This is a genomic window from Micromonospora sp. WMMD734 (assembly GCF_049178975.1).
GTDB lineage: Bacteria > Actinomycetota > Actinomycetes > Mycobacteriales > Micromonosporaceae > Micromonospora > Micromonospora wenchangensis.
This window is the reverse complement of record NZ_JBMHMK010000001.1, coordinates 6,257,573-6,271,585: the sequence shown is the minus strand read 5'-3', so window position 1 is coordinate 6,271,585 and position 14,013 is coordinate 6,257,573. Positions and strand designations below refer to the sequence as shown.

The following is a 14,013-nucleotide window of genomic DNA, read 5'->3' as shown; positions in this document are numbered from 1 at the left end:
CCGCCGGGCCCACCGACGCAGGGGTCAGGTCAGGACACGTCGAGCGCCGTGTCGTCGACCACGAAGGACGTCCGCAGCGAGGCGTCCTCGGTGCCGGTGAACTTCAGGGTCACGCTCTGGCCGGCGTACGCGGCCAGCGAGAACGAGCGCTGGGTGTACCCGGTGGCCTTGTTCAGGTTCGAGTAGGTCGCCAGGGTCGCCAGCACGGTGCCCGAGGAGTTGAGCACCTGCACGGTCAGCTTGTCGTACGCGGTCGTGGTGGTGACCTCCCGGCTGTCGATGTGCAGCCAGAAGCTGAAGTTGTACGTCGAGCAGCCCGCCGGCAGGCTCACCGACTGGGAGAGCGTCTCGGTCAGGGTGCCACCGGTGCCGCCCAGCCAGGCGTTCCAGGTGCCGCCGTGGGTGGGTTGGCTGGCGCCGTTCTGCCCGATGACGCCGGTGCTGGCCGCCCAGACCGTGTTGCCGGACTCGAAGCCGGGGTTGCCCAGCTTCTGGCCGGCGGTGCAGGTGCCACCGACGCTGCTCACGACCAGCGTGTAGCTGGCCGAGTGGGCCACCGCGCCGGTGCCGGTGACCGTCACCGGGTAGCTGCCGGCCGGGGTGCTGGCCGAGGTGGCGATGGTCAGGGTCGACGCGGCACCCGAGGTCACCGAGGCCGGGCTGAACGTCGCGGTCGCGCCGGTCGGCAGGCCGGACGCGGAGAACGTGACGGTCTGCGCGGTGCCGCTGGTGGTCGCGGTGGCGACGGTGGTGGCGACCGAACCGCCCGCGGTCACCGAACCGGAGGTCGGGGAGAGCGAGACGGAGAAGTCGTTACCGGTCGAGGAGCAGGGGGCGTCGCTGCCGGAGACGGCGACCGCGGTCCACGCCGCCTGGACGGCCTTGTACTCGGTGGAGCAGCTGCCGTACAGGTCGGTGGCCGCCTTCAGGCTGTACGCACGGGCGGTGTTCGACGGGGTGCTGGTGTTGACGTACGACGTGTTGGAGGTGAAGTACACGTCCAGGGCGCGGAACCAGATCTTCTCGGCCTTCTCCCGGCCGATGCCGGTGACCGCCGGGGCGGAGCCGCAGACCGGCGAGGTGCCGTACGACGTGGCGCCGGTGCCCTCGGCGAGGTTGAAGAAGAAGTGGTTGCCGACGCCGGAGGAGTAGTGCACGTCCTTGTTCTTGGTGCTGGTGGTCCAGCACGAGTCGGACGAGCCGTCCAGCGACGGGTTGTACATGTAGCGCAGCGGGGTGCCGTTGCCGTTGATGTTGATCTTCTCGCCGACCTGGTAGTCGCCCGGGTCGCTCGGCGCGGCGGCGTAGAACTCCACCATGTTGCCGAAGATGTCGCTGGTGGCCTCGTTGAGGCCGCCCGACTCGCCGGAGTAGACCAGGCCGGAGACGGCCTCGGTGACGCCGTGGCTCATCTCGTGGCCGGCCACGTCGAGGGAGACCAGCGGCCGGGAGTTGCTGGCGCCGTCGCCGTAGGTCATCTGGGCGCCGTCCCAGAAGGCGTTGATGTAGTTGCGGCCGTAGTGGACCCGGCTCGGCACGCCGGTGCCGTTGCCGAAGATGCCGTTGCGGCCGTGCACGTTCTTGAAGTAGTCGAACGTCTTGGCCGCGCCGAAGTGGGCGTCGACGCCGGCGGACTGCCGGTTGCTGTTGGTGCCGTCGCCCCAGACGTTGTCGGCGTCGGTGAACGTGGTGCAGGTGGTGGTGCCGTTGTTCATGTCACAGGTGCGCCCGTTGCCGTGCGACGGGTCGATCATCTGGTAGGTGCTGCCGGAGAGCGTGGTGTCGATGCTGACCGAGCCGGTGTAGATGCCCTGGCCGCTGCCGACCACCGACTCGATCTCGTCGTGCGCGCCGACGACCCGGCCGGTGCTGGCGTCGGTGATGACGTGCAGCTTCGACGGGGTCTGCTGGTCGGCCTTCCAGCCGGACAGCACGGTCTCCCAGGCGAGCATGCCCTTGCCGGAGGTGGCGTCGACGAAGAGTTCCGGCGTACCCACCTCGGTGATCGTGCCGGAGAACGCCTTGCGGGCCGTCGCGGCGGCCGACGCCGCGCTGATCTTGGCGGTGGTGCCGAGGGTCAGCGGGGCGGCCAGGCCGACCGAGGTGCCGGCGAGGGTGCCGTCGGGCGCGGTGTGAATGACGAAGTCACCGCCGTACACCCGCAGCCCCTGGTAGGTACGTGTGTACCGGACGTGTGCCGCACCGTTGGCGTCGACCTTGGTGCGGACCGCCTGGTACGCCTCCGCGCCGGTGCCCTGGACCGCGCCCGGGTTGCTGCGCAGCAGGCTCTCGGCGCGGGCGGCGGGGGCGGCATCGGGGGCGGGGGCGGGGGGAGCCGCGTGCGCTGCGGTGGCGACGCAGGTCAGCATTCCGCTGGTGAGCAGAACTGCGCTGACGGCGGCGAGGGGTCTTTTCACGTGCCCTCCTGGCAAGGGAAAGATGTGACGGGGGTAGTCACGCATGTAGATATAGCGATACACCCGGGAAAAGAGAAGGGATGGAGCGGTTCCATGACACGACACTGGCCGAACGGAGGAGGGGCCCTACCCGGGGAACCGATTGACGTCGATGCACGTCCGATCGGGATGAGATCACCCGCCCTGCTCCTGGCAACCGTCACGACCGCCGCCGCGCTACTGACCGGCTGCTCAGCGGCCGAGCCGGGAACCCCTGCGTCACCAGCGGCCACGACCGCTCCGACCTCCGACGGGACCGCCGCCGCAGGCACCCCGACCGGGGCCCCGGCGACCGGCACGCCCGGCGACCCCGGCACCCGGGGAACCGGGGCGGACCGGGTCGTCCTGACCCGCTCCGGCGGTTTCGCCGGTAACCGGGACACGGTGACCGTCGAGCCCGACGGCCGGTGGACCACGACCGACCGGGCCGGCGCGACGCGTACCGGCCGGCTCGACTCGGCGGCGCTCGACCGGCTCCGGACGCTCATCGGCCCGGCAACCCGCGACCATGCCGGCGTCCTGTCCGACGACGGCTGCGCCGACACGTACCGCTATCAGCTCGCCGTCGGCACCACCCACGTCGACTGGACCGACTGCCCGACCGGCCCGCAGCCACCCGCCGCCACGCGGGAACTGGCCGCGCTGCTGATGAAGACCACCGCCACCGGCTGACCACGAAGGTCGTTTCCCGCGTCCGGCCAGCGGTCGCGTCGGCGGTGGCGCGGCTCACGGCGGCCCGCGCGGGCGGAAGCCGCCCGGGGTGACACTGGTCGGATAACCTACCCGCTCCGATTCGTGCGAGGAGCGTTGTGCCGAAGAGACGACCCGCCGGTCCGCGCCACCCGCTCGACCCGACCGTCCCACACCGCCCGTCGCGCCCGCACCTCCCCCTCGGCCTACCGCGCGCGTCCGGGCCGGCCGGCCTGCGCCGGACGCTCGGCCGGATCGGGTCGCTGCCGGCGGTGGTCGCCACCGTCCTGGCCACGGGGTGCGCGGTCGCCGACGTCGAACGGGCCTCCGTGCCCACTCCGACACCGGTGGCGCGGACGTTGCGAACCCCGGACACCCTGCTGGGGCTGCCCCGCACGGGCACGCCACTGCCCGCCGGGCTGCCCCGGTTCCGGCTCAACGAGCTGACCCGCGAGGCTTCCCCGGCCACCAGCACCGTCGAGGGGGTCTACGGACAGGGTCGACCCACCCCGGAGACGATCGTGGTGAGCGCCGTCTCGGGCACCGTCGCCGACCCGCAGGCCATGCTGGACCGGCTGCTCAAGCCGTACCGGATTCCGAAGCCCCGGTCGGTGGAGTTCGGCAGGTACGGCGGCGAGGCCCGGTGCGGGCGCGGGCGGACCGCCGACCAGGGCCACCTCACCGCCTGCGCCTGGGCCGATCCCGAGGTCGCCGGGGTGGTGGTCTTCCTGACCGCCACCAAGCAGCCGGACCGCAAGGAGGACTTCATCACCATCCGGGACGAACTGGAACAGCCCACCGGCTGACCAGCCCGCCACCCCGGGTCAGCCGGTGACGCCCGGCACCACCCGGAAGCGTTCGACGACGGCGAGGGTGTCGTCGTCCACCCGGAACCCGGGATCACCCAGCCAGCCCAGGTAGTCCGGCCCGTGCCAGTAGTCCTCGTGACCGGCCCGCCAGGCCGCCACCGAGTCGTAGCCCTCCCCCTCGTCGCGGGCGTGGTCGAGGTCGACGTCGCCGAGCCGGACCACCCGCACCCCGGTCACCTCGATCACCGCGACCGGCCGGTCGGCGGAGTCGACCACCACCGACCGGTCGCCCACCGCCGGTAACGGCTCGCCGTCGCGCTCGTAGTCCTGGAGCAGGCCCGTGGTGGAGGTCTTCGCCCCGCTGAGCACGGCGGCGACGAGCTGGTCACGCAGCGGGCCGGGGAAGGCGAACTCGCATTTCGGCAGGTCGGGAACGTTCGGCGTGGTCACCGGGCGACGGTAGCCCGGTGACCACGCCGCCCGCACCCGCGATACCGGCGTCGCCGGGTCAGGCCCGGGGGAACATCTGGCCGATCCGGATCCGGTTGCCGAACGGGTCACGGATGCCGAAGTCGATGCCGTACGGCCGTTCGGTCGGCTCGTCGGTGATGTCGACGCCCTTGGCGACCAGGTCCTCGTACGTCTTGTGCGCGTCGTCGGTGGTGATGCTCAGCCACCCGCCGATCGCGCCCTTGGTCAGCAGCTCCCGGACCTGCTCGGCGGTCGCCGGGTCCAGCGCGGGCGGGCCGGGCCTCTCCAGCAGCACCTCGCGCTGCGGGTCGCCTGGCACGTTGACCGTCAGCCACCGCATGAAGCCCAGATCCTGGTCGGTGTTGACCTCGAAGCCCAGCTTGCCGACATAGAAGTCGAGCGCCTCGTCCTGGTCGAGGACATAGAGCTGGGAGCGGGTGATCGCGTTCATCGTCATGCCGCAGACGCTATGCCAGGCCGCTGACCTGCTGCTTATCCAAAACTGCTGGGCCTGGTCCAGGCCTTGGTGAAGCAGCTCGGCACCGTCGGGTCGCCGGCCGACCGGCGGCTGCGGTACTCGCTGGGTGACTCGCCGACGATCTGCCGGAAGGTGCGGCTGAACGAGCCGAGACTGCTGAACCCGACGGCGAAACAGATGTCGGTGACGTCCCGGCCGGTCTCCACCAGCAGCGCCATCGCCCGCTCCACCCGACGTCGTTGCAGGTAGCGGTGGGGCGTCTCGCCGAAGGTTGCCCGGAAGGTACGGATGAAGTGCGCCTCGGACACCAGCGCGATCCGGGCCAGCGCCGGGATGTCCAGCGGTTCGGCGTATGCCCGGTCCATCGCGTCCCGGGCCCGCAGCATGGCCCGGTTCGACTGCTCCACCGCACGACTCATCGGCCCCCGCCCCCGTCGTCCCCGTTCGCGCCGGATCAGGTTACCCAGCCGGGCCCGGCCGGCGGGGTCCCGCGACGGGCGGGGACGGCGGCACGGACGGTCGTCCGCGCCCGCGCACCGCCGACGGATCGACAAGCGGCAACGCCAGTGGCGGCCGTGCTGTGGAATTGGAGCCCCCGGCCGGGATCGAACCGGCGACATCTCGCTTACAAGGCGAGTGCTCTGGCCAGCTGAGCTACAGGGGCGCGTGGTGCGAGGTCAGCATAGCGACTGACGTCGGGAAATCCCGGCCGGCAGGGTGCCCGAGCATGGAAAACGTCAATCTCATGCCCGTACCACCGACGAATCGACGCGCCGGAGCCCCGTCAGGCGAGGGGATTGATGCCCGGCCGTGCCCGCCTGACCGAAATGCGTATGCCGTCCGTCCCACTCGGTGTATCCCGTCTTGGCAGGGATGGAAATCCCGTTTACCGTGCAGTGACACGGATGACACCCGGGGTCGGCCACGGCTGCCCTGCGGATGGCGTCCGCGGGTCGGCACCGTGGGTGCCGACAGCTCCTTCACTCGGATCGTCCGGCACGTTCCTGCCGGTGAAAGGAAGCGCACCACCATGGCTACGGTCACGTACGCGAAGGCCTCCCGGATCTACCCGGGCACCGAACGCCCCGCGGTCAACCAGCTCGACCTCCAGATCGGCGACGGGGAGTTCCTCGTCCTGGTCGGCCCGTCGGGTTGCGGCAAGTCCACCAGCCTGCGGATGCTCGCCGGCCTGGAGGACGTCGACGACGGCGCGATCTACATCGACGACCGGGACGTCACCCACCTCCCGCCGAAGGCCCGCGACATCGCGATGGTCTTCCAGAACTACGCCCTCTACCCGCACATGTCGGTGTACGAGAACATGGCGTTCGCCCTCAAGCTGCGCAAGACCCCCAAGGCCGAGATCGACCGGCGGGTCAAGGAGGCGGCCGGCCTGCTCCAGCTGGAGGAGTACCTCAGCCGCAAGCCGAAGGCGCTCTCCGGTGGTCAGCGCCAGCGTGTCGCGATGGGCCGGGCGATCGTCCGCGAGCCGCAGGTCTTCCTCATGGACGAGCCGCTGTCGAACCTCGACGCCAAGCTCCGCGTGCAGACCCGTACCCAGATCGCGTCGCTCCAGGCCAAGCTGGGCATCACCACGGTCTACGTCACCCACGACCAGGTCGAGGCCATGACCATGGGTCACCGGGTGGCGGTCATGCTCGACGGCGTCCTCCAGCAGGTGGACACCCCGCGGGCGCTCTACGACACCCCGGCCAACGTGTTCGTCGCCGGCTTCATGGGCTCCCCCGCCATGAACATCAAGACCGTCCCGCTGAACGAGCGGGGTGCGGCGTTCGCCGAGATGCACATCCCGCTGACCCGCGAGCAGGTCGAGGCGGCCCGCAGCGAGGGTGGCGACAACCGGGTCACCGTCGGTTTCCGCCCGGAGGACTGCGACCTGGTCAGCCCCACCGAGGGCGGCATGCCGGTCGTGGTCGAGCTGGTCGAGGACCTCGGTTCGGACGCGAACGTCTACGGCCACGCCGCGCTGGAGGGCCACGAGGAGCGGTTCGTGGTCCGCACCGACCGGCGGAACATGCCGAACATGGGTGACACCGTGTTCGTGAAGCCGCGTGCCGGCCGCAGCCACGTCTTCAACGCGGCCACCGGCCACCGCATCTGATCCCACCGCACGGAAAAGGGGCGGTCCGCTTCGGCGGGCCGCCCCTTTCGTCGTGTTCTCGTCCCGGGCGGGCCGGGTGCCCGCGCCGGATCAGCCTTCCGCAGCGCGGCGGCGGGCCACCTCGGCGAGGGTGACGGCGGCGGCGACGCTGGCGTTCAACGACTCCACGTCGGAGATCATCGGGATGCTGACGGTCAGGTCACAGGTCTCCCCGACCAGCCGGGACAGCCCGCGCCCCTCGGAGCCGACCACCACGACCAGCGGGCCGACCGCGGCCTCCAGGTCGTACAGGTCGGTGTCGCCGTCGGCGTCCAGGCCGACCACCATGAACCCGGCGTCCTGACACGCCTTCAACGACCGGGTCAGGTTGGTGACCTGGGCGACCGGCACCCGCGCCGCCGCGCCGGCACTGGTCCGCCAGGCGGTCGCGGTGATTCCGGCGGCCCGCCGCTCCGGTACGAACACACCCTGCGCACCGAACGCGGCAGCCGACCGGATCACCGCACCCAGGTTGCGCGGGTCGGTGACCCCGTCCAGCGCCACCAACAGCGGGGCGGGCTGCTCCAGGGAGGCCGCCAGCAGGTCCTCGAAGAGTTCGTAGGCGAACGGCGGCACCTGGAGGCCGACACCCTGGTGCAGCACACCGCCGGTCATCCGGTCCAGTTCGGCCCGGCTGATCTCCAGGATGGCGATGCCCCGGTCGGCGGCCGTCCGGGTGATCTCGTTGACCCGGTCGTCGGCGTCGATGCCCAGCGCGGTGTAGAGCGCGGTCGCCGGCACCTGGGCGCGCAGCGACTCCAGCACCGGGTTGCGGCCCACCAGCAGCTCCGGGCTGTCCCGCGACGGGTTGGACTTGCGCCCCGGCGCGACCCGGGGACCGCTGCGGCCCGCACCGGCGCCACCCCGGCCACCCGCGCCGGACCGACCACCACCGCCGGCTCGGGCGGGGGCCACGCCCCGGGTGCCCCTGCCCCAGGTGGTGTCCTTGGTGCCCGGCTGGCCGATCTTGGGAGCGCGGCCCTCCTCGGCTGCCGCCCGGCGCTCCTTGTCCTGCTTCCAGGCGGTGCGCTGGGGAAGCTTCTCGGTCCCCGAGTACGCCTTGTGCCAGGGCCGCTCGTCGGCGGGCAGGGTCTTGCCCCGGCCCGCGAGGGAGTCCTTGTTCTTGCCGCCGGAGCCCTTGGGGGCACCCGCCTTCGACGTCAGTCGCCGGCCACGGCGCTGCGAGTTGCCGGCCATCAGTCCTGCTCTCCAATAGTCCAACGGGGGCCCTGCGGGGTGTCCTCGACCACCACGCCGGCCTGCTTGAGCTGGTCGCGTACGGCGTCCGCAGCCGCCCAGTCCTTGCGGCTGCGGGCCTGCGCGCGCTGCTCCAGGGCCAGTGCGACCAGGGAGTCCACCACGCCCCGCAGGTCGTCGACGCGACCGCCACCGGTCCAGGCCGGGTCGAGGGGGTCGACGCCGAGGATATCCAGCATCGCCCGGGTGGCGGCCAGGGTGGTGCGGACCGTCACATCGTCGCCGTCGGCCAGCGCGGTGTTGCCGTCCCGCAGGGTCGCCTGGAGGACGGCGAGCGCGGCCGAGGTGTTCAGGTCGTCGTCCATCGCGGCCACGAACCCGGCGGGCAACTCACCGAGCTGCCCCGCGCCGACCCGCTCCACGGCCCGCTGCACGAACCCCTCGATCCGCCGGTACGCCACCGCGGCCTCGCGCAGCGCGTCCTCCGAGTAGTCGATCCGGGACCGGTAGTGCGCCGCCGCGTAGTAGTAGCGCAGCTCCACCGGACGCACCCCGAGCGAGTCGACGTAGTCGAGGTCGAGGGCGTTGCCCAGCGACTTGCCCATCTTGGCGCCGCCGATGCTGAGCAGTCCGTGGTGCACCCACCAGCGGGCGAAGGGCAGCCCGGCGGCCTGCGACTGGGCGATCTCGTTCTCGTGGTGCGGGAAGGTCAGGTCGAGCCCGCCGCCGTGGATGTCGAACTCCGCGCCGAGGTACCGCAGGCACATCGCCGAGCACTCGATGTGCCAGCCGGGCCGGCCCCGACCCCACGGCGAGGGCCAGTAGGCGTCGGCCGGCTCGTCCGGCTTGACGCCCTTCCACAGCGCGAAGTCCCGGGGGTCCCGCTTGCCGCGCTCCGGGGCGTCCCCGGCGGACTGCATGTCGTCGGGCGACTGGCCGGACAGCGACCCGTACGCCGGCCAGGAGGACACGTCGAAGTAGACGTCGCCGGAGCCGTCGGTGGCCGGGTAGGCGTGACCGGTCTCGATCAGCCTGGCGATCAGCTCGTGCATCTCCGGGATGTGCCCGGTCGCCCGCGGCTCGTACGTCGGCGGCAGCACGTTCAACGCCCGGTAGGACCGGGCCAGGACCAGCTCGTTGGCGTACGCGATGGACCAGAACGGGCGGCCCTGCTCCTGCGCCTTGACGAGGATCTTGTCGTCGATGTCGGTCACGTTGCGGATGAAGGTGACCTCGAAGCCGGCGGCCGACAGCCAACGCCGCAACACGTCGTAGTTGACGCCGGAGCGAAGGTGACCGATGTGCGGCGGCGCCTGGAGGGTGAGACCACACAGGTAGACCCCCACCTTGCCGGTTTCCCGCGGAACGAAGTCCCGCACCGATCGGGCGGCGGTGTCATACAGGCGTAGCGTCACCGTACCAGGGTAGCTGTCCGTGCTGTCCCGGGTCGGCCCGAGCCGGGTCGTACGCTGCCTGCTGTGGAGACGACGGCGGCCCCCGGCGAGCCGGGCAACCAGACGCCTGCGGGTGGCGAGACGGCGCAGACCCTGGACCGGGGCCTGCGCCTGCTGCACCTGGTCGCCGACGCGCCGGCCGGACTGACCGTCACCGAGGCCGCCCACCGGCTCGGCATCGGCCGGGCCGCCGTCTACCGGCTGGTGAGCGCGCTGACCGGACACGGCATGCTGCGCCGGGGCGGCGACGGCCGGCTGCGCCTCGGTGTCGGCGTGCTGCACCTGGCCCGACGGGCCCAGCCGCTGCTGGCCGAGGGGGCCCTGCCGGCGCTGCGGCGGCTCGCCGAGCAGACCGGGGCGACCGCGCACCTGACCGTGGTGGAGGGCGGCGAGGGGGTCGCCCTGGCCGTGGTCGAGCCGAGTTGGACGTCGCTCCACGTGGCGTACCGGCCGGGGGCCCGGCACCCGCTGGAGCGCGGGGCCGCCGGGCGGGCCGTCCTCGCCGGGCGGGCCGGCCACGCGGGCCCGGTGAGCACCGCCGGGGAACTCCAGGCCGGGGCGTACGGGGTGGCCGCGCCGGTGCTCGGGGTGCCCGGCCTGGAGGCGAGCGTCGGGGTGATCTCGCTGGCCCCGCTGCCGGTCGACACGGTCGGCCCGCAGGTCACCACTGCCGCCCGGACGATCGCCACCGCCCTGTCCTGAGCCGCCGGGCAGATGCGCGGAGAGGCCCGCACGACCAGGGGTCGTCCGGGCCTCTCCGTCGAGCGGTTCAGGCCGTGCTGTCGAACGTCAGGGGGTGACGTTCGGCTTGAGCGGGCTGCGGACCGCCGCGTTGGCGTCCACGATGCCGTACCCGTAGAAGCCGTTGAAGTTCAGCGACCCGGCGCAGTACGCGTCGAACTCGGTCGACCGCCCCTCGTTGGCGTAGCTCTGCAGACGCGGCTCCGGGCAGGCGTGCTCGGTGGCGGTCCGGTAGAGGTGCTGCTCCACCTTGGCCGGCGCCAGGCCGTAGCCGTCCTTGCCCTCCTTCTTGCCCCACTTGCTGACGATCAGCGCGGCGACCCCGCTGACGTGCGGCGACGCCATCGAGGTGCCCTGGAGGTAGGTGTAGTAGCCACACTCACCGGCGGTGGTGCACTGCTTGAACACCGAGTTCTCGAAGCCCGGCACGACGTTGCCGTTCTCGTCGACCGATCCCTCCTCCTGGAGCACCTTCTTCGGGTACGTCGAGAGGATCATGTTGGCGTCGGTGCGGTAGGTGTCGGTGCCGAAGCCGTCGCGGTACCAGCCACCCGGCGCGGCGACCGAAATCTGCTCGGTGCCGTAGTTGGAGAAGTCGGCCTTCTTGCCGGACGGGCCGACGGCGGACACGCCGATCACGTGCGGGCCCTCCGCGGGGAGGTCCCAGCAGCTCTCGTTGTCGATCGGGCGCGGGTACGGGTCGGCGCCGTAGTCCGGGCTGGACACGTCGGTGCGGGGCGCGCCGAGGTCCTCGTGGTTGTTGCCGAGCGCGCCGACCAGGGTGACGCCCTTGTTGTGGGCGAAGTTCAGGGCCCGCTTCATCGCCTTGATGACAGCCCGCTGCTCGGCCTGCGACTCGGGCGAGTCGGCCGGGTTGGCGGTGCAGTTGTAGAGCCACGGGTCGACGTAGAACGACATGTTCACCACGTCGAGGCCGGACTTGCCGGCGTGCACCAGGGCGTTGACGACCGGGTTGAGGAAGAAGTATCCGGAGTCCTGGCCGCCCTTGAGCTCCACCAGCGAGACGTTCGGGGCGACACCGGACAGGCCGAAGCCGTTGGCCGCCGCACCGATGGTGCCGGCGACGTGGGTGCCGTGCCCACCGTCGTCGGTGCCGACCGGGTCGAGGCAACTCGCCACCTCGCACGGACCGTCGATGTCGACGATGTCCGGAGCGAAGTTGCGGGACAGCGCCCAGTTGAAGTTGGGCGCGAGGTCGGGCTGGCTGGCGTCGACGCCGGTGTCCAGGACGCCGACGGTGACCCGCTTGTCGCCGGGCATGACCTTGCGGGCCTTGTCGGCCCCGATCATGCCGAGGCCCCAGAGCTTGTCGTCGAGCGGGTCGAGCTTCTTGCCGTTGGCGTTGCCCTTCGCCTTGGCCGCCTGCCCGGCCCGGGTCAGCAGGTTCTCCTGCTCGACCCGGTCCAGCTTGGGCTTGCGGCCGATGGCCCGCTGCTCGGCCGCGCCGACCAGCGCGGGGGCGGCGGTGACCCGACCGGCGAAGTCGGCCCGGTCGCTGGTGACCTGGTACAGACCGACGTCGTCCGTACGGGACACGACGGTGCCGCCGGCGGCACGGATCGCGGCGATCGCCGCGTCCGCAGAGACGCCGTCCTCGGCCACCACGGTGAACGTCCGGCTGGTGGTCGGCCCGGCGTTCGCCGGGACGGTCAGGCCGGTCACCGTAAGTGCCAGGGCCGCCGCGGTCGCGACGGCTCCGGCGGTGAAGCGCTTGCTCACCACATCAGATCCTCTCGTTGAGGGACGTGGCGCCATCCCATAGCACTGGCGGGAATTCCGCCAGATACAAATCCGAATTGGTCCCGCATCAGGCATTCGTCGGTTGCAGGCTGCGCAGGGCCGCCGGCAGATCGGTGAGCGTGCCCACCTCGGCGTCGGGGCGTACCCCGGCGGGGAGGGCCAGTCCGCGTCGGTTGAGCCAGATGCCACGCATTCCGGCCTGCTGGGGGCCGAGCACGTCGTGGGAGATCGAGTCGCCGACGTACGCGATCCGTTGCGCCGGCACCCCGGCGGCGGCGACGATCGCCGCGTAGAACGCCGGGTCGGGCTTCTTGGGCAGGCCGCCCTCGTGGGCGTACAACTCGAAGGCGAACTCTCCGGGCAGGCCGCAGCGTTCGGCGCGGCTGTTGCCGTTGGTGGCGTACCCGAGGGTGAAGTCGGCGCGCAGCGCGGCCAGCGCCGGCAGGGCGTCGGGGTACGGGTGGCTGAGCGCGTAGCGCGTGGTGAAGAAGAGTTCGGCGAACTCGTCGAGCTGGCCGACCAGCCCGGCCCGGTCGAGGGACCGGGCCAGCGCGGCCCGGCGGATCTCCATCACCGGCGCGGCGGTCATCGACCCGAACACCGCCTGCCAGTCGGACTCCACCTCGGCGAAGGTCACCCCGGCCGCCACCGGGGTCCGGCGACGCATCTCCTCCAGTACGGCCACCAGGGCGCCGGTGACCGCCGGGCGCAGGTCGATCAGGGTCTCGTCGGCGTCGAACACCACCACGCTGAGCATGCCCGACACCCTCTCACGTTCCCCCGCCCGGCCACGTCGAGCAGGCCACCATCCCGGCTCAGGTCAGTGCCGGCTGTTCCGTCCGGGCCGCCGGCTGTTCGGTGCGGCCCGCGCGCAGCTCGTCGAGGCGGACCAGGGCCACCCCGGCGACGATCAGCGCACCCCCGGCGAGTTGCACCGGCACCGGCAGCTCGCCGAGCACCAGCCAGGCGATGAGCACCGCGAACAGCACCTCGGTCAGCCCGACGAACGACGACAGCCGGGCGCCGAGCAGGCGCGTCGCGGCGATCCCGGTCAGGTAGGCGACCACGGCGGCGACCAGTGACAGCCCGACGATCGGGACGAGCCAGCTGGTGCGCTGCCCGGCGAAGTCGACCGCGCCGAAGGTGGCCCGCAGCGGCAGCACCCCGACCAGGCCGAGCAGGGCGAGCACGGCCGCGCCGACGGCCATCCCGCCACTGGCCATGGTCACCGAGGGCAGGTCGGCGTCGACCCGCGCGGCGAGGACGAAGTAGCCGGCCAGCCCGACGGCCGCGCCGAGGCCCCAGAGCACGCCCACCGGGTCGAGCCGGCCCGTGCCGGTCAGGTCGAGCACCAGGACGAGCCCGACCAGGGCGGCCAGTGAGCCGGCGACGGTGAGCCGGCGGGGGCGCTGCCCGTGCACCAGCCACAGCCAGCCGACCACGAGGATGATGCCGAGGTATTCCAGCAGCAGGGCCACCCCGACCGGCAGGTAGCGGACGGCGTTGAAGAAGCACGCCTGTGCGGTGGCGACACCGAGCAGGCCGAAGACGGTGACCGGGCCGAGGTTGCGGCGCAGCACCCCGGCCCGGCCGCGCAGCGCCAGCACGGCGGGGACGGCCAGCACCAGGGCGGCCAGGCCGACCCGGGCGACCACGACCGCCTCGGCCGACCAGCCGGCCCCGATCAGCGACCTGGCGAAGATGCCGGAGGTGGCGAACGTGACGGCGGAGAGCAGGGCAAGGGCCAGGCCGGTGCCGGCGACGGGTCGGTGCGGCATCGGGGCTCCTCGGACGT

At 72.1% G+C, this 14,013-nt stretch carries 13 protein-coding genes and 1 tRNA gene; 4 read left to right on the top strand and 10 right to left on the bottom strand.

Features of this window, described 5'->3' with window-relative positions:
* Positions 1 to 29 precede the first annotated feature (29 nt).
* Complete coding sequence (locus ACN267_RS27245; RefSeq protein WP_421489962.1) at positions 30 to 2,417, bottom strand: M4 family metallopeptidase; 2,388 nt, start codon at positions 2,415 to 2,417, stop codon at positions 30 to 32.
* Positions 2,418 to 2,585: 168 nt separating this feature from the next.
* Here ACN267_RS27245 and ACN267_RS27240 point away from each other — a divergent pair, with 168 nt between their 5' ends.
* Together ACN267_RS27240 and ACN267_RS27235 are read left to right on the top strand one after the other, a co-directional pair.
* Positions 2,586 to 3,128 (top strand): hypothetical protein, encoded by a 543-nt coding sequence (locus tag ACN267_RS27240; RefSeq protein WP_421489961.1) that lies wholly within the window; start codon positions 2,586 to 2,588, stop codon positions 3,126 to 3,128.
* A gap of 137 nt (positions 3,129 to 3,265) precedes the next feature.
* Positions 3,266 to 3,952, top strand: a complete 687-nt coding sequence (locus ACN267_RS27235) for a hypothetical protein (RefSeq protein WP_281902433.1) — start codon at positions 3,266 to 3,268, stop codon at positions 3,950 to 3,952.
* 18 nt (positions 3,953 to 3,970) lie between these two features.
* Here the strand turns inward: ACN267_RS27235 and ACN267_RS27230 are convergent, their stop codons facing one another.
* From ACN267_RS27230 to ACN267_RS27215, 4 genes are all read right to left on the bottom strand, one after another.
* A complete protein-coding gene (locus ACN267_RS27230; RefSeq protein WP_421489960.1) occupies positions 3,971 to 4,405 on the bottom strand; it encodes an ASCH domain-containing protein in 435 nt (144 codons plus the stop codon).
* A 58-nt stretch (positions 4,406 to 4,463) separates the two neighbouring features.
* Positions 4,464 to 4,883 carry a VOC family protein gene (locus ACN267_RS27225; protein WP_281902427.1) on the bottom strand — a complete coding sequence of 140 codons (420 nt, stop codon included), beginning with the start codon at positions 4,881 to 4,883 and terminating at the stop codon, positions 4,464 to 4,466.
* A 35-nt stretch (positions 4,884 to 4,918) separates the two neighbouring features.
* Entirely contained in the window at positions 4,919 to 5,323 is a 405-nt protein-coding gene (locus ACN267_RS27220; RefSeq protein ID WP_204957510.1) for a helix-turn-helix domain-containing protein, read from the bottom strand.
* Between the two features lie 168 nt (positions 5,324 to 5,491).
* Positions 5,492 to 5,568: transfer RNA gene (locus ACN267_RS27215), tRNA-Thr, on the bottom strand.
* A 366-nt stretch (positions 5,569 to 5,934) separates the two neighbouring features.
* On the opposite strand from ACN267_RS27215, the gene ACN267_RS27210 reads away from it, so the two are divergent.
* Positions 5,935 to 7,026, top strand: a complete 1,092-nt coding sequence (locus ACN267_RS27210; RefSeq protein WP_088643228.1) for an ABC transporter ATP-binding protein — start codon at positions 5,935 to 5,937, stop codon at positions 7,024 to 7,026.
* A 90-nt stretch (positions 7,027 to 7,116) separates the two neighbouring features.
* On the opposite strand, the gene rlmB is transcribed toward ACN267_RS27210, so the two are convergent.
* Positions 7,117 to 8,262: a 23S rRNA (guanosine(2251)-2'-O)-methyltransferase RlmB gene (gene rlmB / locus ACN267_RS27205; protein WP_281902422.1), complete on the bottom strand. Its 1,146-nt coding sequence runs from the start codon at positions 8,260 to 8,262 to the stop codon at positions 7,117 to 7,119.
* Entirely contained in the window at positions 8,262 to 9,677 is a 1,416-nt protein-coding gene (gene cysS / locus ACN267_RS27200; protein WP_204957508.1) for a cysteine--tRNA ligase, read from the bottom strand. Before cysS ends, rlmB begins: the two co-directional genes overlap by 1 nt.
* Before the next feature lie 63 nt (positions 9,678 to 9,740).
* Here cysS and ACN267_RS27195 point away from each other — a divergent pair, with 63 nt between their 5' ends.
* Positions 9,741 to 10,418 (top strand): IclR family transcriptional regulator, encoded by a 678-nt coding sequence (locus ACN267_RS27195; RefSeq protein ID WP_204957507.1) that lies wholly within the window; start codon positions 9,741 to 9,743, stop codon positions 10,416 to 10,418.
* 87 nt (positions 10,419 to 10,505) lie between these two features.
* On the opposite strand, the gene ACN267_RS27190 is transcribed toward ACN267_RS27195, so the two are convergent.
* The 3 genes from ACN267_RS27190 to ACN267_RS27180 all read right to left on the bottom strand — a co-directional run bounded on the left by ACN267_RS27190 (position 10,506) and on the right by ACN267_RS27180 (position 13,996).
* Positions 10,506 to 12,197, bottom strand: a complete 1,692-nt coding sequence (locus ACN267_RS27190) for a S8 family serine peptidase (RefSeq protein ID WP_204957506.1) — start codon at positions 12,195 to 12,197, stop codon at positions 10,506 to 10,508.
* 88 nt (positions 12,198 to 12,285) lie between these two features.
* Positions 12,286 to 12,975 (bottom strand): HAD family hydrolase, encoded by a 690-nt coding sequence (locus ACN267_RS27185; RefSeq protein WP_204957505.1) that lies wholly within the window; start codon positions 12,973 to 12,975, stop codon positions 12,286 to 12,288.
* A gap of 58 nt (positions 12,976 to 13,033) precedes the next feature.
* The gene (locus ACN267_RS27180; RefSeq protein WP_204957504.1) at positions 13,034 to 13,996 is read right to left on the bottom strand and encodes an EamA family transporter; all 963 of its coding nucleotides are present in this window, start codon (positions 13,994 to 13,996) and stop codon (positions 13,034 to 13,036) included.
* Positions 13,997 to 14,013: the final 17 nt, after the last annotated feature.